Origin of the sequence: Cytobacillus firmus DS1, from assembly GCF_000565285.1 — a bacterium.
GTDB classification, from domain to species: domain Bacteria; phylum Bacillota; class Bacilli; order Bacillales; family Cytobacillaceae; genus Cytobacillus; species Cytobacillus firmus_A.
In genome coordinates, this window is sequence record NZ_APVL01000006.1 from 43,197 (window position 1) to 61,632 (window position 18,436).

Below are 18,436 nucleotides of genomic sequence, written 5' to 3' on the forward strand. Positions count from 1 at the left end.
AAGGGCATTTACCCCTGAATTGGCTTGCAGCATGCATTGGACTTTGCCATTGCATTATTTAACAAATGAATTGAGCGGATGACTGTTTCTTTTTCAAACTCATTCATTTGTGAAAAAACCTCCTGTAAAAATGAATTCATCTGCTGATCTATTGACCCTGCAATAAATTTTCCTTCAGCAGTCAGCGATAGTATACTGATTCTTTTATCAGCAGGATCCGGCATCTTCTTAACTAAATTCATCTTTACTAAAGATTGCACCTGCCGGCTGAAAGTAGTGATATCGGTCCCTAAGGTATCTGCAATCTGCTGCATGGACGGGTTATGCTGATTATCAATCTCATAAAGAATATGGCTTTGAATGAGGGAAATATCGCATCCGCCGACACTGCAGCAATTTTTATTAAGTAAGCCAAAACGGCGCGTCATTACTTGAAACAAACTGCGAAGATTTTCCATTATTTTCACCTCTTGGTTATATTATAGTTAATAAACTTGCATATTACAACTAATTTCTAAAGAATTTTAAAAATTTGTTCACAAATCGGGCCGACACCTGTTTTTCAATAATTAACTTCAAACTTTCTCCAATAATGCTGCTTGCATTAAAATGACAGTAGGGTAAAATCCTGTATTTAAGCAAAGGAATTGTCTTAAGAAGGAGTTACCAATCATGTCTATCCAAATTGTCATTCTTGGTCTGTTAAAAGAAAAAAAGTACCATCCCTATGAAATGAAAAAAGTCATTTTAGAACACAAATGGGATGAGCTTTTCCCTGTTACGGACGGCAACATATATCACGCCATCCGCAAGCTTGAAAAGCACAAATGGATCCATGCGGAAAAGCAGGAACAGGTGAATAACCGGCCAAACCGTACCGTGTACAAAATTACGGAAGAAGGAAAAAATCAGCTATCAGAAGAAATCATTGAGGTGTTTAAAAAGCGGATGCCAGAACCGCGCTCCCTTTATCCTGCCCTATTGTTTGTTCAATCATCCCAAGTTCCTGAAGCAGCTGAACATATAAAAAACTGGATTTCTGACTTGAAAGCAGAAGTCAAAGTACAGCATGACTACCAGGCGGTCATTCCTAATCTGATACAGGAACATTATAAGGGCTTAAATGAATTTTATATGAATTGGCTGACAAAGATACTCCAAGTATTAGAGTCTCCGGATGAGAGGTAAGAGGGTATTATCCGCTTACCTTTCTTTAATTCCATCCCAAAACACTGTAAAAATTTTACCAATTCCCCCAAAAGCTATGTACTTTTCACTCGAAAGCACTTATACTATTCTGAATATTGTCTTTTCGTAAAGCGAAGGATGCTCGAAATACCTTTAGGGAGTGTCTAAATTTGAGAACTTCAGGAAAAGTTGATTCAAAAACCCTTTTACTAATGGCCGGCATTATTTTTGTGGCATTTAATTTACGTCCTGCGATTACATCAGTTGGGCCATTGATCGGAGCAATCCGGGCTGAAACGGGAATTTCCAATGGTGCAGCAGGCCTTCTGACTACCCTTCCGCTAGTGGCCTTCGCCCTTCTCTCTCCTTTTGTTCCGAGGATTGCCCAAAAGCTTGGCAGTGAATGGAGCATTCTTTTAGGTTTGAGCATTTTGGGAGCCGGCATTGCGGCCCGTTCTTTGGGAATGCTTCCGCCGCTGTACATAGGAACTATTTTAATAGGTTTAGGAGTAGGTCTTTGCAATGTGCTTCTTCCTGGAATGGTCAAGGAAAAGTTTCCGCAGAAGGTTGGCCTGCTGACAGGCATTTATACATTTTCAATGGGCATTTGTGCGGGACTTGCGCCAGGTTTCAGTGTCCCGCTTGCTGAGGGACTTGGGTTGGGCTGGAGGCTCTCACTTGGAGCATGGTCCGTCCTGATATTAATTGCCATCATTGTCTGGCTTCCGCAGCTCAGGATGAAAAAGAAAAAAACTGAAGTATCTGCGGTTTCTGCACCAAAGTCTTCCATTTGGACCTCCCCCATCGCCTGGCAGGTCACACTGTTTATGGGATTGCAATCAATGGTCTATTTCAGCACCACCACATGGCTTCCGGAGATTCTTCACAGCCAGGGACGAGAAATCGCAGCAGCTGGCTGGATGGTAACCGTTCTGCAGTTTTCCGGGCTTCCTGTCAACTTTATTATTCCTGTCCTTGCAGACCGGCTCCCCAACCAAAAAGCTATCGCTTTGGGCATCGGCATTTTCACTTTTGCCGGCATTACAGGTCTGCTTTTGAATGTTAATGGCATTATCACTAACATCAGTATCGTTCTAATCGGAATCGGGCTTGGCGCTGCAATCAGCCATTCCTTAACTCTAATCGGCCTTCGTGCCGAAAATGCGAAACAGGCTGCGAGTCTTTCAGGTATGGCGCAATCAGTCGGCTACCTCCTCGCCGCAGCTGGACCGATTCTCATCGGCTCACTGTATGACCTGTTCCAGTCATGGACCATTCCGCTGGCCTTGCTTTTGGTCATAACTGTCATCTTTACGCTTTCCGGAATAGGAGCGGGGCGTGACCAATTTGTTCTGCAGGAAAAAAAGCATAAACAGAAAAAGACAGCCTCAACCATTGCGTAATACTAGTGTTACTACAATTCGTCCCGAAGGTGGAGCGGGTTCGGACTCTGAACTAAGGTTTCCCGCTTTCTGTGTCCGAAGTTGATCCACGTTCTGAGGGTTTCCTTCTTTCTGTTCTATATAGGAAGACTGAAGTATATTTCCCCCACGGAAACCAGTCTTTTATCCAGTATGGAGCCGCTTGTGACAGCTTGGATAGCCTTCCTGTGGCTAAAAGAAGCCTTCGGTAGTTTGCTCGGCTGTGTTTTCATCATTACAGAAGTACTTTTCCTATAATGAAAGAAAAAGAAGAGGAAAGCATTATTTTGCAGCAAAAAGGGGCTTAATCCTTACACTTTGAATCATTAAGAAATCCAATAAGCCTTATTAAACAATCGGTGAAGCGGTTCTCCTTTCCTATGGTACGGTTAAGGTATCAAATGAACGAAAGGGGAACTATCTGTGGAAGCTCAAAAAATTCAAGAATATGTAATAGAAGAACCTAAAAAAAAGCAAAAGGCTATCGGATTTGCAAAAGGATTATCACTGACCCTTTTCCTTGCGGTTCTGGCTGGCCAAATTGCCAATCTTCCCTTTTTCTCCATTCTCGGAATTATGATCCTCTCCATTCTGCTGGGAGGCATTTGGGGAAATACGCTATCTGTACCTGCGGACGCTCATTCAGGTGTACAGTTCTCAAGCAAGGTATTGCTTCGTGCAGGGATTATTTTACTGGGCTTTAGTCTGAATTTGCAGGAAATTATATCAGCAGGCTTTTCCATCATGATCATCGATGTAGTGGTCATCGTCTTTACCATGAGTTTGATCCTGCTTTTGGGCAAAGCGTTCAGAATCAATAAGAAATTGTCAGCTTTACTTGCTGCAGGCACTGCTATTTGCGGAGCCGCAGCCATTATTGCGATTGCGCCAATTGTCAAAAGCAAGGAAGAGCAAACCGCTGTTGCAATATCATGCATCGCCGTTTTAGGGACCATTGGGGCGATTTTGTATATTGTTTTATTTCCCTTGCTCCCTATCAGCGAGCAGGAATATGGTGTATTAGCCGGGGCCACACTGCACGAACTTGCCCATGTAGTGGCGGCAGGGGTTCCGGGCGGAGATGTCAGCAGTGACTCTGCCATTCTTGTAAAACTGGGAAGAGTCCTGTTGCTGATACCAGTTGCCCTTATCATAAGCTTTGTTTACAGCAGAAAAAACAGCGGCAAGAGCCGAAATATAGGGAAGCTGCCAATCCCATGGTTTATTTTCGGATTTCTCCTTACAAGCCTGATCAATACTATCTTCTCCATACCCGGCAGTATCATCAGCATCTTTTTATTGCTTAGCACCTACCTCTTGGCAATGGGAATGGCAGGGCTTGGGCTTAATATTAAATGGAAGGACTTCGTGAAAGTAGGCTTTAAACCAGTGGCTGTTGCTATAGCAGGCTTTCTGGGTCTTCTTGCCATAACCCCTCTGCTTCTCTTACTATATAAAATTTTTTAAATGTCCCCTGATCAATTACAATAGAAAGAGAGAAGTTACATGATTGAAGGAGGATACCTATGAACCTCGACTATTTAAAAGTATTTTATGTCACCGCAAATAATAAAAGTTTTTCCCAGACTGCCAAGGATCTTCACCTCTCTCAATCCAGTGTCAGCCTTCAAATCAAACAACTTGAAGAACAGTGGGATTGTCAGCTCTTTGAACGGACAACAAAAAAAATCTCGCTGACACCAGCAGGGGAAATCCTTTATCATAAAGTCAAAAAGCTGATAGCTTTAATGAATGAAACTGAAAATGAACTGGAAGAATTAAAGGGAAGTGTTCATGGAGATTTAAAGGTCGGAGCAAGCTTAACGGTCGGGGAGCATGTCCTCCCCTTTATATTAGCCGACTTTTCGAGTCTTTATCCAAAAGTAAACCTGCATTTAAATGTATATAACTCCAGGCATATTGTTGAGAAGCTATTAAATCATGAAATCAATTTAGGGTTCATTGAATCCATGCTCTCCTACCCAGCCTTCAAGCAAGTTCCTTTTGCCAAAGATGAGCTGATTATCATAGCCTCTCCTGAAAATAAATACATTAAGACGGACAATATAACCATCGAGGAGCTGCTGTCAGTTCCTATTATTATCCGTGAAAAAGGATCAGGAACACGGCAAGTGATGGAGGATTCCTTTAGAAAATGTCATGTAGATGCATCCAAATTGAATGTCATTATGGAACTTAAACACACCGAAGCCATTAAATCCTGCGTAGAAGCGGGTTTAGGCATTTCCATCATCTCAAAGTCTGCTGTAAAAAAAGAACTTCGGCTCGGGACTTTAAAACAATTACACATAGAAGGAATTACAATGCAGCGCGACTTCTACATGATCTATCATGAGGAAGCCCTGAAACATACCAGCAGGAAGCTGATGGAATTTATATCATCAAGGCAGTGAGAATTAAGAGTGTACTGTAAAGCTCAAAGTACAGACTTGGAGTTCAGGGCTTATGAAAGTCATAATAAATCTGAACCCAGCCCTTCTCCTGACTCTGCACGGGCTTTTCCCGCATTTTGCGTCCGAACCACTTCCCTGGTGCAAACCACAGATCCGGGCTCATTCACCTTGCATATTCTCACTCATTCTTTTAACAAACATCGTCAAAAAATAGGCTGCATAGGCAATCACGACATCGACCAGAAAGATATTTAATTGATTCATTCCCTTGTTAAAATGGACCATACCGGCCCATTCTTCAAGAGTGGCGAATCCAAAGGCAAAAACGGCACTTGCTAAAATCGTGTAAAGCAGAAAGCTTTTCCTGTGGTTGGTGCAGTACTGATAAATCAGCAGGAAACCGACCGGTAAAGCTGATGCTGTCATGTTCAGGGCATAGGGAAACATGGGAAATAAAAAATGGGTGTGAACAAAATAACTATATCGCTCCAAAAAGCTGTCGGCGTAAGTCCAAAGAATATGCACGGTATACCCAAAGAAGAAAATCTCAAAAATTCTGCTGCGATCAACGGCAAGATACACAAGAACAAGCGGGAGGATCATCAGAGCCAGAACCACCCAAAACTGCCATGTCGAAAGACCCGAAAACTCTCTCCAATATGTAGTAATAAGCGAATTCATCTTTTCACTTTGTAAATATATTTGATCCCAGTACTCGCTATAACTCATAAAACAACCTCCCGGAACACATAATTCTTAAAAGAATTATGCATAATCATAGTTTTCCACTCTTGCATCAATCAGCATTTTTCTAAAAAGATCTCCTTTTTGAACCCCCAATATTTTCTGGCCATATTCAAGGAAAGACATCAGTTCGTTTTCCTGTAAATGACTCATAGTCAGCGGAAAATGTTCCATCTCTTTTACCTCATCCATAATCTGATCCAATAGTTCCTTTCCGCTTTTGGAAATTGCTACACATTTATAGCGGAGCTGCTCTTTATTGGCTGTGATTTCGATCAGGCCTTTTTCTTTCAACGGTTTTAATAGCCTCGTTACAGTCGAAAGATGCCAGCATCCCAATTCACTTATTTGGGTCGGGCTTAGCTTTTGATTATGAGTGCCAAGCAGAAACAAAATATGCTGCTGAGCAGGCGTCAGCTTGAACTTCTTTTCAAGCTCTGCCCATTTCTTTTCCATGCAGAAGTACAGTGCCCTTATGACAAGTAATGTCTGCTGTTTCAGTAAGATGTTCATCCTTTTCCCCCTCACTTGCAAATACAATTGTATTTACACGTATTGTTTGAGAGATGGTTAATATTATGCAAAAAAAATAGAGGCACACTTTCCTGCCTCTATTTTAGTTCTATTCTATTTTTCACATCCTCTCTAATGAGCCCAATCATCTCTTCGGACAAATTCGCAGGAAGCGAAGAACCATCATTAAATACCCAGGCGTTGATTACCTCAAGATCTGCTTTTTTAAATGTGATGCTATAAGTATTGTTTCCATGGAGAAATTCTGCTGTCACATATTCTTCCCCATCGAATTCATCATCCACAATCATGCCGGTTATTTCGTAAGGATTCACTTGGTAATCTCCTTTTAGCTTTTTACAGTTTAGGATGCACGAAGCCCATCATATTATTCGAAAATGTTTATGTCTTCATTATAATGGTATCTATGGTTTTAAAAGCAACCAAAAATGTAGCAAGGGAGTATGCCGCTTCGGTGATTCCGAATAAAAAAACGGAACTCCCAAAGAGTAGGATATTCATAATCAGGATGCATTGCCCGATGGTGAACGGCAAACGCTCGCTGAATAATATCGCCAAAACTTCTGTTCCGTCCAGGCATGCTCCGAACCGGATAATGAGCCCCACTCCCGTTCCGAGAAAAAGTCCTCCAAGGATAATGATCAGCAGGGGATGGTTAGTCACTTCCTCAACTGGAGCCAATATGTATGTTTCCCCTGCCAGCACGGAACTGGCAAACAGGCTTAACAACAAAAATCTTCCCCCTAAAAAGAAGAAGCCTGCCAGTAAAAACGGAAGATTCAACAGCAGGATCAAAGCACCTACATTTACATGAAAAACATGTGAAAGTAGCATGCTCAATCCAACAATGCCGCCATCAATGACATAATTTTTCACAAGGAATAATTGGAGTGATACAGCCACAAGTGTTGCCCCGAGTATGATAAACAGCCCATTTTTAAATGCAGAAAATGTGCCGTTCCGCCTTTGGCCAAAATAGTATGGAACTCTATTTCTATACACCGTCCATCTCCTTTTGTTCAGTCTGTCTTATGTATTGAAATATATTCCGCCAAATCAATAAAATGCGGACGCTTTCTTTTAAATTTTTAATAGATTTCCAGAAAAAAAAAGATAGAATTCCTTCATATCAGAGTGTAAAATATATTCAGCCAGAAGAAAAACTGGTAAGGACGCAAATATAGAAATACGTCACGCAGCACAAAAATATATTGAATTTTCAGAAAACTAAATAAAAGAGGTTGATGTACATGGCAATGGATGCATCTATTAAAGAACCAACGATTTTTGATCATGCTGGAAATAAAATTATTACAGAAGATCGGGAAATTCAAATAATCGCTAAATTCGCAGAACCATTAATAGTGGTATTGGGAAATGTTTTAAGCGATGAAGAATGTGACCAGCTGATTCAGCATTCAAAAGATCGCATGCAGCGTTCAAAAGTTGCCAACTCCCTTGAAGTGGATGAACTCAGAACCAGCAGCAGTACGTTTTTCGAGGAAGGGGAAAATGAACTCGTCGCCAGAATCGAAAAAAGAGTATCCCAAATCATGAATATTCCAGTTGAGCATGGTGAAGGACTGCAGATTCTTAATTATAAAATTGGACAGGAATATAAAGCACACTTTGACTTCTTCTCTTCGACCAGCAGAGCAGCAAGCAATCCAAGAATCAGCACGCTTGTCATGTACCTGAATAATGTGGAACAGGGCGGGGAAACGTATTTTCCAAAGCTTAACTTCTCCGTATCTCCACAAAAAGGCATGGCTGTGTACTTTGAATATTTTTATAATGACCAGAACTTAAACGATCTGACACTTCATGGCGGAGCACCTGTTGTCATTGGTGATAAATGGGCTGCCACGCAATGGATGAGAAGAAAGAAACTATGAAAAAAGCGCTTGGGAAATTTATTCCCAAGCGCTTTTTAGGTCCTGCTTTCTTTAAAACCACAGTCTCTTATGATAGTCATAATCAGAGGTATTGAAATTCTCTTCCCCTTCTTTATTGGGGGCACACTCTTCACAAGGTCCTTCCTGCTGGCCATGTTCACATTGCTCCATTAAAAGTTCCACCTGAACGCATCCCCCTTTCCTATCTGATACTTCAATTATAATTGAAAGCGTTTACACCTGTCTTGTACAATTTGTTGGAAAATCGTAAAAAACTGCCTATCCAATGTCACATTTTAACGTCAAAAACAGACATTTCTGTCGCTTTTTAGTCTTTATGACCACTTATAATAGCCTCTTGGCAAATCTGTCACTTCATTAGCAACCCTTATGCCTGATTGAATCGCTCCTTCTATCCAGCCCGGGGCTGTGGAAGTATGTTCCCCGGCGAAATGAACTCTTCCTTCAGGAACAGGAATAGACGGGTACAGCTCTGTTTCCTGGCTCGGCTTGAACATGGAGAAGGCTCCGCCGGAAAATGGGTACTGTGACCAGCTATGGGAAGCTCCTGTTAAGAAATGCTCGTAGACCTGATTGCCATGAACAACAGCCAAATTGTCAAGGGCATTCCGGATCCGATCCCCTTCTATAAGGTTATCCCAGGATAAAGTATCATCTTCCCAGGTATAGCTTGCCATAATGACCCCCGAACCAGAAGATCCGATCAGATGACTTGGGTAGGCAGCGTAGCGAATGGGCAGATCTGTCATCAGCTTCCCTCCATGCAGCCCTTCACGTTCCCAGAATCTCTGCTTGAACTGCAGTCCGATTTTCGTTGAGGAAACATAATGCAGTTCCCGAATGGCTTTCCATTTATTATGGGAAAATGAATGCCGGGGAACGACATCAACGAAGGATAACAAAGAAAAAGGTATGGTGATAATGGCCAGATCACCAGTTACGGCCAAAGGCCTTTGGCTCAAGGTATGTCTGGCATGAATGGTAACCTGCTGATGATCCTGTTCTATTTTTGTCATCTGATAGCCGAAATAAAGATCTTGTTTTAACTGAGGCAAAAAAGCATTTGGAAGCTTATCATTGCCTCCCTCTATTTCATAAAAATGAATGTCCGGGGTAAATAACGGAAGCAGCTCCCGCAGAATGGCCGGAAAGCTCATCTCAGGAAACCCTTCCAGGCCCAGCAGAACTTTAATGCTTTCCAGGGCTCCAGGCGATAAGCTGGGGCCTACTGGATTGTATCTGAGAAAAAAACTCATGGGATATCTGTCAAACTCTCTAACAACGATATTCCAATTTTGTGCGGGGTTTTGGTTAATAAAATCTGCAACTGGCTTTATTGCCATCATAAGCAGCTCTTCCGCTGTCTTTCCTTTTTCATGCGGAGCAACCGGGTAGCGCAGAATATCCGGATTCTTCTGATAGGCAGTTCGATTGGTTTTTATTCCATTGGCAAAGATCAGGTCCTGGGGAGTTGTGTTCCTGAATTCATTTACTTTTAAACGGAATTTTTTAATATACTGAAGGACTAATGGATGAATATGTGGAATTCGCATGGCGCCCACATCCAAATACAAGTCGTCCATGAACGGCTCTCTCATCGTAAAAATCCTGCCGCCAACCCTTTGCGTTGCTTCTAACACCGTTACATCATGACCGGCATCCTTCAGCAGTGAAGCAGCCACCAGCCCGGACATACCGGCTCCGACAACAATAATCTTCTTCTGAACCTGTGAAATGCCGAGTCCGTTTCTGATGATGGAAAGCATTTCTTCTGCTGATAACTGCAGATCCCGATAATAGGCCATTCCGATTCTCCTTCCGGCGATCTGTCAAATAGCTATTACTTCATCATACTGCCGGACAGCTTTACGATATGCTTCTTTTTTGATTAATCTGTTTGAACTGCCGGCATTATTCAGAAAATAGACTCAAAGAATAATAGTTTTACTCCCCTTTTTTGACAGCAGGAATTTTTACCATTAATCAGCGCAAAATTTATGCCCACCCCCAAAACCATCGAATGAAAGCCTAAATTTTTGTTGATGGTCATTTTTTGTAGAAATAATGGATGTTTGGGTGTACAGGCGTCCCCCCTATTAACTACTAAAGCTCACATACTTAACATTACATCTTGGGAGGAATAAATGTGGATCGTTTTTTCAGGTGGATTGTCAGATCTCTGTTTGCTCCTGTCTCGGCTTAACAAGATTGAACATAATCAAGAATTGTATGGATTTTATGTCAATTGGGGCGAAACCAGTAAAATATCTTTCAAGAAAAATAAAGAGTCTATAACTACTTTGGTACCTGAATGGATTCAGGTTACACCAGATCTAAAGGTAAAGTCCTCAATTGACCAGTCCATTGCAAAAGAAGCCAAGAAACATCAAATCAAGGTTTTGCCATTAGTCAATAATTTTATAGACGGCAAATGGAATTCAGATGTTCTGCACAGGTTATTCACTGTTCCAGGGGCTGAAGAGCGCTTTATTAAAGAAATGCTTTCCTATGTGAAAACAAATAGCTTCAATGGGATTAATATTGACTTCGAAGCCATTAAACCTTCTGACAGGGAACATTTTACACATTTCATGAGTAAGGTGTACAAAGACTTTCAGAAAGAAGATTTAATGGTGACATTGGATGTTCCGCCAAACGATGATAGCTATGATTATGCTTCTTTGGCAAAATACGCTGATCGTGTCATTGTAATGCTCTATGATCAGCATTATTCCATGAGCGCACCAGGGCCTGTAGCTCACACGGATTGGGTAAAAGATAACTTGAATCAATCTGATATTCCCTCCGAAAAATTGGTTGCCGGCCTGGGAACATACGGTTAAGAAGGCTAATGAAGCCGAAAAACCATCTCAAATTCTTAGTACCTTTGATAGTCATATTTCAGCCCTTCACACTGGGAATGGAGAGGTATTGGAAATCGCTTCACAAACAGAAAAAGGAAGAAGGACAATAGAAATGGATTCCAATGGAATGATAAAAAAGGAATCCTATGTCAAATATCCAAAGCCATTTGAAGTAATCCGCCACGGAAAATCAAGTAAAAAAGAAGTCGTCCTCACCTTTGATGACGGTCCTGATCCAGCCTACACTCCAGAGATACTGGACATATTGAACAGGTATAAGGTGAAAGGCACTTTTTTTGTCGTTGGGGAAAATGCGCTGATGCATCCTCAGCTTATTAAAAGAATTTATGATGAGGGGCATGAAATTGGAAACCATTAAAGGCTGCCCCCAGGCAGCCAGTCATGTTTGCTATAGTTTTTCACCGTTTGACTTGATCACATCTTTATACCAATAAAAAGACTTTTTCTTCTTCCGTTCCAATGTTCCGCTTCCGTCATCATGCTTATCTACATAAATATAGCCATACCGTTTTGAAAACTCTCCTGTTGACATGCTGACCATGTCTATGCAGCCCCAGCTTGTATAGCCCATTAACTCGACGCCATCTTCTATTGCTTCACCCATTGCTTTTATATGCTCGCGAAGATAGTCAATCCGGTAGTCGTCTTGGATGCTTCCATCCTCTTCTGCCTTGTCATAGGCCCCAAGTCCATTTTCTACGACAAATAGCGGCTTCTGATAGCGGTCATATAACTTGTTCAAACTGATCCGCAAACCTTCAGGATCTATTTCCCAGCCCCAGTCACTTGTTTCCAGGAACGGATTTCTAACCCCGCCAATGATGTTCCCTTCCGACACATCTCCATCTGTTTTAACCTTTTTTTCGGTTCGGGACATATAATAGCTGAAGCCAATATAATCGACAGTGCCGTCCTTTAACAAATCCAGGTCGCCTTCCTGTATATCCAGACTGATATGATGTTCCTTAAAGTATCTTTTAATAAAAGCAGGATACTCCCCTCGTACCTGTACATCAGCACAAAAGTAATTAAAAAGCTGTTCTTCCTGCAGAGCATACATGACATTTTCCGGGTTGCTGTCATAGGCATACACAGGCGCAAATAGTATCATGCAGCCAATTTTTGAGTCAGGAATAATCTCATGACATGCCTTTACCGCGATTGCGCTTGCGACCAATTGGTGGTGATAGGCCTGAAAGGTTGGCTGGTATTTATCATCTTCACTTTGATAGGAAAAGCCGAGTCCATTAATCGGCATGACCAATCCGCTATTGATTTCATTAAAAGTCATCCAGTACTTTACTTTATCTTTATACCGGCCCAAAATCACTTTAGCGTACCTCTCAAAAAAACTGACAACTTTGCGGTTTCTCCACCCTCCATACTCTTTCACTAAATGAAGAGGCATTTCATAATGTGAAATCGTTACAACCGGCTCAATTCCATATTTCTGCAATTCATCAAAAACACGATCATAAAAAGCCATCCCTTCTTCATTTGGCTCTGTCTCATCACCATTCGGAAAAATGCGGGTCCAGGCTATCGACATGCGGAATGCCTTGAAGCCCATTTCGGCAAATAAGGCAATATCTTCTTCATACCGATTATAGAAATCGATTGCTTCATGATTGGGATAATAAAATTGATCCTCATGAATTTCGAAGTCAAACCCGGGCTTCATTAAGATATTGTATCGTTCTTTTCCTCCGGGAAGAACATCCGCAATATTCAAGCCTTTATTCCCTTCATTATAACCTCCTTCAATTTGATTCGCTGCAGTGGCTCCGCCCCATAAAAAATTTTCAGGAAAATTGTATTTTTTCATTTACTCCCCTCCAATACCTGTTATTTTTTAATATTTGTTTAAATGGAATTTTTATGTTACTCGAAAAGGGATATAGAAGAAGCTTAAATCGAGTCAAACGGTATGTAAATAATTAGAGTTAATTATGTCTTGTTTAACCGCATTTTGATATTTGTTACATCAAAGTAACATATTGTTTCTTCGTGTGATAGAATTAGCCTACCTATTTTTACGCCGGAGGATTAATAAATCATGTTTTCAAACGAAATCATCGCATCTTTCAATGATTTAGAAACATCCATATACCATTACATTTGTCAAAACAAAGAAAAGATCCCTTATATGCGGATTCGTGAACTGGCAGATGAAACCCATGTTTCGACTGCCACCATCCTGCGGTTCTGCAGAAAGCTGAATTGTGAAGGTTTCACTGAATTTAAGATAAAGTTTAAATTATATTTGCAGGAAAATAAAAAGACTTCTATAAAAGGTTCCAATCAATCCATCGTCGAATTCTTCGAGCGAACCCTAAGGGGTAATTTAGAGGAAAAAATCAGAGAGGCAGCAGAACTTATAAATACGGCAGATAACGTTATATTTATTGGAATCGGAAGCTCTGGCATACTCGCTGAATACGGAGCCAGATATTTCTCCAGTCTTAACAAGTTTTCACTGTATATTAAGGATCCTCATTTTCCGATCCATTCCAGCATTCGCAGCAGCAGTGTCACAATTGCCTTATCTGTCTCAGGGGAAACTCCATTTACAATCACCCATCTTAACCAGCTGAAGCAGGAAGGAAGTAAAATCATCAGCATAACAAACAGCCGGCTCTCAACTATTGCAAAGGTTTCTGATGTGAACATCGCCTATTATGTGACAGAGGAAACATTTGAGCAGTCCAATATTACGACTCAAGTTCCAGTTGTATACATTTTGGAAGCAGTCGCCAGGGAATTACACCAGCTAAACTCTTAAATTAAAGGGATTTTTTCACGCATAGAGAATATGTAAAACAATCACAATGAAAGCGGTGAGTAGATGAAATCAATTGCTTCCCCGATTGCAGGCAAAGTGAACAATGTGTTTATTCATGTCAGCGATCTGAAAAAGTCGGCTGAATGGTATAGCAGCCTTCTTGGACTGCCTATTAATATGGATGATGTGGAATCGCCGGTATACAACATTCCCGTCACATCTGAAACTGGTCTTACATTGGATGATCACACCTTTGATCCATCCTTCAGTTTGGGTCCTTCCGGTCATGTTTTATTTAATTTTTTCTCCCGGGATATTGACGAGGCTTACGATTTTGTTAAAAGTCAGGAAATCACGATTGTGAGAGAAATAGAGCGTATTGGAGATTTTGCCTATTTCAACTTTCAGGACCCGGATGGCAATGTATTGATGATCTGCAATTGTTAATGATGGAATCTGTGGCCAGATGGCCATGGATTTTTTTATTTGCAGCATTCTCCACTGGACAACCCCCTTTTCCTCGCGTATACTAGCGATATTTATGTAAAAGATTAGCAGCATCATAGAAAGTAAGGTGTTTAATATGATTCACAATCCGACTGGAAAAGAGCGGCTGGCGCTGGCCTTTCTCCTCAGCATGCTTGGCATATTGGGGCCATTCAATATTGATATGTATTTGCCGGGCTTCCCGGATATCGCTGATGATTTCAGTGCCCGAGCTTCACTTGTACAGATGAGTTTAACAGCCTGTTTGATTGGACTTGCGGCTGGACAGGTTATTGTCGGACCGCTAAGTGATTCGCATGGCAGAAGAAGACCACTTCTAATCGGGATTTCACTCTTTGCCGTATCTTCCCTTTTATGCGCTATTTCACCAAATATTGCAGCCTTTATTGCAGCCCGCTTTCTGCAGGGATTAACCGCCTCTGCCGGAATCGTCCTGTCCCGGGCAGTTGTCCGTGATGTGTTCAGCGGAAAAGAGCTGACGAAATTTTTTGCTTTGCTTATGGTGATTAATGCAACCGCTCCGATGATTGCGCCAATGACAGGCGGTGCACTGCTTCTGATTCCTTTCGCAAGCTGGGAAACCATCTTTTATTTTCTAAGCTTTTTGGGATTATTTATTACCATTGTGATCTATTTCCGATTAAAAGAAACCCTTCCTCCAGAAAAAAGGATCCCAAGCTCCATTGGCAATTCTGTTAAAAGCATGGGGGGCCTTTTCAGAGACCGTTCCTTCATCGGATATGCCCTTATCGTAGGATTCATACATGGCGGAAGCTTTGCTTATGTGTCAGGGACACCGTTTGTCTATCAGGGGATTTATGGGGTATCGCCTCAGGTGTTCAGCATCCTTTTTGGCATTAATGGATTGGCGATTATTACGGGGAGTTTCCTGATTGGCCGCCTGGCAGGGGTCATTCCGGAAAGAAGCCTGCTCCGGACAGCCGTCTGCATTGCGGTCTGTGCCACTTTGTTTCTTTTAATCATGACCATTATTAAAGGGCCGCTATACATGCTTGTCATTCCGATTTTCATCTATATGACTTCAATGGGGATGATCATCACCAGCTCGTTTACATTGGCGATGAAAAATCAGGGGCATCGTGCCGGCAGTGCCAGCGCCGTTATTGGAATGCTTCCTTTAGTGCTGGGTTCGGCTGTTTCCCCATTGGTGAGCATTAATGAAACCACTGCAGTGCCAATGGGTGCCATCTTGTTTATAACATCATTCATCGGCTTTGTTTTCTTCTTCACCCTAACGAAAGAAAAAACAAAAAGAAACCCGCAGAACCTGAACCTGCATGCGGAGGGATAATTCCCTCCGGCTTCCATGCAGCCTGCTTTATTCTTTTACTTCCTCGATAATCGACTGTCCTTCAGTTCCTTCAGCATCCATCCATTGCCATTTTTCATGCAGCCTGATTCGGCCGTCCGCCAATATTTCAGGGGTGGAGAGACATTTTCCGCCTCGCAGCTGATTTTTGTTATTCACATGGTTATACCTGAATTCTAAACATCCGTCTTCATTGGCAATTCCAATCAGCGTCCCCTGAATGATCTCTCCCCCGCCATAAGCAGCAGATATAATATTCCCTTCCTGTTTATAATGAAAAAAGGTTTTTGAAGAAACTTCACCATTCTCTGTATTTTGCACAGAAACAAAGGTACGGCCATTATAGTTCATAAAAATATCCTCCTGGTATGTATCGATCTATAAATCCCCTTTTAAAATGGAGTACATATACAAATCATCAAATTTCCCGTTAGTATATTCATAATGCCTAAGCAGTCCTTCTCTCGTGAAGCCCTGCCTTTCAACCAGCTTCTGGGATGAGAGATTTTTTGGCTCGATCAAGGCTTCTATCCTTTCAAGCCCAAGGTGTTCGAAGCCGAATTGTAAAACACTCTCAAGGGCTTCATTCGCAATTCCTTTTCCCCAATGCTCCCTGCTTAGTTCATAACCGACTTCACTTCGGTAATGTTTCGGATTCCTATTCAGGAAACCGCAGCTCCCAATGACCTTCCCTGAATCCTTCAGGGTGATGCCCCAGCGAATTCCTGTCCCATTTGTATAAATAGATTTATACCATTCTATTTCTCCAAGCACCTCCTCTGGAGTTTCACAGGCTGAGATTCCCATATGTTTTACAACCAGCTGATCTGACAGATATACATACATATCTTTTGCATCTTCTTCAGTTGCTTCTCTTAAAATTAATCTTTCTGTTTCAAGAATCGGAAATGCTTTTTCCAACGGACTGCCTCCTCTGCAAAATATCTATCTTCAACTATACCAAATTGCTGTAAAAAAATCCTATCATATGGAAATTACTTCAAAACCAGCTTTATCCATGTTACACTCTATAATTAGTAAAATATAAACAATGAGGAGAATTTCTGTGAAACGTTATGGTCTATGGCTGCTGTCTGCCGGATTGATTCTTTCCGCCTGCAGCAATGACAAAGAGAAAACAGCCGCTGATTCACCTATTAAAGAAGAGCAAAAGAAAGAAGAAAAGCAGGATGTAATTTTAATAAACACAGATGCAATTAATCTGGAGGTCTCTGAAGAAAGCCTGCTGAGTTTGCCGCCTGGAACACTAATGGAAGATCTTACATACGAAAAGGATATTGAAGCCATTGAAGTCATACCGGAAACGGATCCTGAACTTTTACGGGAGATGACCCCCAAACTGGAAGAGCTGACGAAAGAAGCCAAAGATACTGAATCGATCAAAAAAGGGCTTCTTTCCCTGCTTGCGAGTCCACATTATAAAGACATCATTGAAAAGTCCAATGCCTACCAGCCGGATTTTGAAGAACCTTACCTGCCGGATCCCACCAAGTCAGAACCCGGAGAAGAAGAAAAAAAGGCAGCAGAACAGGCCATCATTCTTCTTGATGCCAGCTCCAGCATGCTGCTTCAGGCAGACGGCAAAGTGAAAATGGATATTGCCAAAAGCGCCGTCAAGAGCTTTGCCCAGACGATTGGCCAAAGCAGTGATGTATCCCTTGTGGTATATGGCCATAAAGGCTCTGAAGCAGACGCTGATAAAGAAATTTCCTGCTCAGGTGTAGAGGAAGTCTATCCTATGGGCAAATATTCCAAGAAGGAATTTCACGTAGCTGTTGATTCATTTGAAAGCAAAGGCTGGACTCCCCTTGCCGGCGCCATTCAAAAAGCAGCAGAAATGAGCAGCGGCTATGACGGCTCAACCACGATCTACATTGTCAGCGATGGTGCCGAAACCTGTGATGGCGACCCTGTCGAGGCCAGTAAAAACCTTGTGAAAAATAACAGCAGCAATACTGTAAATATCATTGGGTTTGATGTAGACGGCAAGGCCGAAGATCAATTAAAAGCAGTAGCCGAGGCGGGCAAAGGGGAGTACTTTAAAGCAGACAGTCCAGACGATCTGAAAGACACCATTCAATACGAGTGGCTTCCGTCTGCCGGTGATCTCGCATGGGCTTTTACAATGGCACCCAGCCCATGGGAAATGATGGATGAGTATGAAATCGGTGAAGTTTATCCCCGCCAATTATTTACTGCCGGCAGGCGTGAAGCACACCGAATGCTTGATGCCGTAACCATTATGGGAGATAAGGGCTGGATCACGGATGAGCAGCGGTCCGAACTCCGTGAATGGGGTTATGAACGCAGCGGCCAAATGAAGGATCTGTATATGAAACTTTATGAAAAAAACCGGACTACAGCTGAAACGGAAAGTGATGAAATCAGGCAGAGAGTAGACGTATGGGTTGAAAAGATGAAGGCTCTGAAGAAAGAACGCGGGGATATCTGGTGACAAATTAGTAAGAATGCTCGGGGCGGCATGCTCTGAGCATTCTTTATTTACTCTTTGGGTATGAATGTGAAATTCCTCTTCAGCTCGGCCTCATTAATTGAGATCCGGTACGATAAATCTTTTGTCCGCAGTACATATTCTTTAATGCCAATAAATTCAGATTCAGCAATCAAGTAAAAGTGCGTTCCCTTTTTTAATCCTTTAAATTGATTCTTTAATTTATATTTTTTCATGATGCT

Annotated in this window: 22 protein-coding genes; 12 read left to right on the forward strand and 10 right to left on the reverse strand. The window is 41.9% G+C overall.

What is annotated here, in order from left to right; all coding sequences use genetic code 11:
- Nucleotides 1-8 precede the first annotated feature (8 nt).
- Nucleotides 9-458 carry a MarR family winged helix-turn-helix transcriptional regulator gene (locus PBF_RS09240; RefSeq protein ID WP_035329428.1) on the reverse strand — a complete coding sequence of 150 codons (450 nt, stop codon included), beginning with the start codon at nucleotides 456-458 and terminating at the stop codon, nucleotides 9-11.
- A gap of 214 nt (nucleotides 459-672) precedes the next feature.
- Here PBF_RS09240 and PBF_RS09245 point away from each other — a divergent pair, with 214 nt between their 5' ends.
- The 5 genes from PBF_RS09245 to PBF_RS09260 all read left to right on the forward strand — a co-directional run bounded on the left by PBF_RS09245 (nucleotide 673) and on the right by PBF_RS09260 (nucleotide 5,023).
- Entirely contained in the window at nucleotides 673-1,188 is a 516-nt protein-coding gene (locus tag PBF_RS09245; protein WP_035329429.1) for a PadR family transcriptional regulator, read from the forward strand.
- 212 nt (nucleotides 1,189-1,400) lie between these two features.
- A complete protein-coding gene (locus PBF_RS09250; protein ID WP_051488859.1) occupies nucleotides 1,401-2,591 on the forward strand; it encodes a CynX/NimT family MFS transporter in 1,191 nt (396 codons plus the stop codon).
- A gap of 81 nt (nucleotides 2,592-2,672) precedes the next feature.
- Nucleotides 2,673-2,867 (forward strand): EamA family transporter, encoded by a 195-nt coding sequence (locus tag PBF_RS25400; RefSeq protein ID WP_235192228.1) that lies wholly within the window; start codon nucleotides 2,673-2,675, stop codon nucleotides 2,865-2,867.
- Between the two features lie 165 nt (nucleotides 2,868-3,032).
- On the forward strand, nucleotides 3,033-4,076 hold the full coding sequence (locus PBF_RS09255) for a YeiH family protein (RefSeq protein WP_051488851.1): 1,044 nt from the start codon (nucleotides 3,033-3,035) through the stop codon (nucleotides 4,074-4,076).
- A gap of 59 nt (nucleotides 4,077-4,135) precedes the next feature.
- Entirely contained in the window at nucleotides 4,136-5,023 is an 888-nt protein-coding gene (locus PBF_RS09260; protein WP_035329431.1) for a selenium metabolism-associated LysR family transcriptional regulator, read from the forward strand.
- A 159-nt stretch (nucleotides 5,024-5,182) separates the two neighbouring features.
- On the opposite strand, the gene PBF_RS09265 is transcribed toward PBF_RS09260, so the two are convergent.
- The 4 genes from PBF_RS09265 to PBF_RS09280 all read right to left on the reverse strand — a co-directional run bounded on the left by PBF_RS09265 (nucleotide 5,183) and on the right by PBF_RS09280 (nucleotide 7,303).
- On the reverse strand, nucleotides 5,183-5,752 hold the full coding sequence (locus tag PBF_RS09265) for a hypothetical protein (RefSeq protein ID WP_035329432.1): 570 nt from the start codon (nucleotides 5,750-5,752) through the stop codon (nucleotides 5,183-5,185).
- 36 nt (nucleotides 5,753-5,788) lie between these two features.
- Nucleotides 5,789-6,280, reverse strand: a complete 492-nt coding sequence (locus PBF_RS09270) for a MarR family transcriptional regulator (protein ID WP_035329433.1) — start codon at nucleotides 6,278-6,280, stop codon at nucleotides 5,789-5,791.
- 98 nt (nucleotides 6,281-6,378) lie between these two features.
- Nucleotides 6,379-6,615: a hypothetical protein gene (locus tag PBF_RS09275; protein ID WP_035329434.1), complete on the reverse strand. Its 237-nt coding sequence runs from the start codon at nucleotides 6,613-6,615 to the stop codon at nucleotides 6,379-6,381.
- 67 nt (nucleotides 6,616-6,682) lie between these two features.
- On the reverse strand, nucleotides 6,683-7,303 hold the full coding sequence (locus PBF_RS09280) for a YitT family protein (RefSeq protein WP_035329435.1): 621 nt from the start codon (nucleotides 7,301-7,303) through the stop codon (nucleotides 6,683-6,685).
- A gap of 248 nt (nucleotides 7,304-7,551) precedes the next feature.
- Here PBF_RS09280 and PBF_RS09285 point away from each other — a divergent pair, with 248 nt between their 5' ends.
- On the forward strand, nucleotides 7,552-8,196 hold the full coding sequence (locus PBF_RS09285; RefSeq protein WP_035329436.1) for a 2OG-Fe(II) oxygenase: 645 nt from the start codon (nucleotides 7,552-7,554) through the stop codon (nucleotides 8,194-8,196).
- A 335-nt stretch (nucleotides 8,197-8,531) separates the two neighbouring features.
- Here the strand turns inward: PBF_RS09285 and PBF_RS09290 are convergent, their stop codons facing one another.
- Nucleotides 8,532-10,022 carry a flavin monoamine oxidase family protein gene (locus tag PBF_RS09290; protein ID WP_035329437.1) on the reverse strand — a complete coding sequence of 497 codons (1,491 nt, stop codon included), beginning with the start codon at nucleotides 10,020-10,022 and terminating at the stop codon, nucleotides 8,532-8,534.
- 339 nt (nucleotides 10,023-10,361) lie between these two features.
- Between PBF_RS09290 and PBF_RS09295 the strand changes: the two genes are divergently transcribed.
- Both PBF_RS09295 and PBF_RS09300 read left to right on the forward strand, forming a co-directional pair.
- Nucleotides 10,362-11,060 carry a glycosyl hydrolase family 18 protein gene (locus PBF_RS09295; protein WP_035329438.1) on the forward strand — a complete coding sequence of 233 codons (699 nt, stop codon included), beginning with the start codon at nucleotides 10,362-10,364 and terminating at the stop codon, nucleotides 11,058-11,060.
- An 88-nt stretch (nucleotides 11,061-11,148) separates the two neighbouring features.
- Nucleotides 11,149-11,460: a polysaccharide deacetylase family protein gene (locus PBF_RS09300; RefSeq protein WP_035329439.1), complete on the forward strand. Its 312-nt coding sequence runs from the start codon at nucleotides 11,149-11,151 to the stop codon at nucleotides 11,458-11,460.
- 30 nt (nucleotides 11,461-11,490) lie between these two features.
- Here the strand turns inward: PBF_RS09300 and PBF_RS09305 are convergent, their stop codons facing one another.
- Nucleotides 11,491-12,927, reverse strand: coding sequence for a glycoside hydrolase family 1 protein (locus PBF_RS09305; RefSeq protein ID WP_035329440.1), 1,437 nt, complete (start codon nucleotides 12,925-12,927; stop codon nucleotides 11,491-11,493).
- 231 nt (nucleotides 12,928-13,158) lie between these two features.
- Here PBF_RS09305 and PBF_RS09310 point away from each other — a divergent pair, with 231 nt between their 5' ends.
- The 3 genes from PBF_RS09310 (at nucleotide 13,159) to PBF_RS09320 (ending at nucleotide 15,703) form a co-directional block, all read left to right on the forward strand.
- A complete protein-coding gene (locus PBF_RS09310; protein WP_035329441.1) occupies nucleotides 13,159-13,884 on the forward strand; it encodes a MurR/RpiR family transcriptional regulator in 726 nt (241 codons plus the stop codon).
- A gap of 63 nt (nucleotides 13,885-13,947) precedes the next feature.
- Complete coding sequence (locus PBF_RS09315) at nucleotides 13,948-14,331, forward strand: VOC family protein (RefSeq protein WP_035329442.1); 384 nt, start codon at nucleotides 13,948-13,950, stop codon at nucleotides 14,329-14,331.
- Between the two features lie 136 nt (nucleotides 14,332-14,467).
- The gene (locus PBF_RS09320; protein WP_035329443.1) at nucleotides 14,468-15,703 is read left to right on the forward strand and encodes a Bcr/CflA family efflux MFS transporter; all 1,236 of its coding nucleotides are present in this window, start codon (nucleotides 14,468-14,470) and stop codon (nucleotides 15,701-15,703) included.
- Nucleotides 15,704-15,730: 27 nt separating this feature from the next.
- Here PBF_RS09320 and PBF_RS09325 read toward each other — a convergent pair whose 3' ends face one another.
- Both PBF_RS09325 and PBF_RS09330 read right to left on the reverse strand, forming a co-directional pair.
- Nucleotides 15,731-16,072: a hypothetical protein gene (locus PBF_RS09325; RefSeq protein WP_035329444.1), complete on the reverse strand. Its 342-nt coding sequence runs from the start codon at nucleotides 16,070-16,072 to the stop codon at nucleotides 15,731-15,733.
- Between the two features lie 27 nt (nucleotides 16,073-16,099).
- Complete coding sequence (locus PBF_RS09330) at nucleotides 16,100-16,642, reverse strand: GNAT family N-acetyltransferase (protein ID WP_035329445.1); 543 nt, start codon at nucleotides 16,640-16,642, stop codon at nucleotides 16,100-16,102.
- A 145-nt stretch (nucleotides 16,643-16,787) separates the two neighbouring features.
- Between PBF_RS09330 and PBF_RS09335 the strand changes: the two genes are divergently transcribed.
- A complete protein-coding gene (locus PBF_RS09335) occupies nucleotides 16,788-18,197 on the forward strand; it encodes a vWA domain-containing protein (RefSeq protein WP_235192229.1) in 1,410 nt (469 codons plus the stop codon).
- A 47-nt stretch (nucleotides 18,198-18,244) separates the two neighbouring features.
- Here PBF_RS09335 and PBF_RS09340 read toward each other — a convergent pair whose 3' ends face one another.
- Complete coding sequence (locus tag PBF_RS09340) at nucleotides 18,245-18,430, reverse strand: hypothetical protein (RefSeq protein ID WP_035329446.1); 186 nt, start codon at nucleotides 18,428-18,430, stop codon at nucleotides 18,245-18,247.
- Nucleotides 18,431-18,436 lie beyond the last annotated feature (6 nt).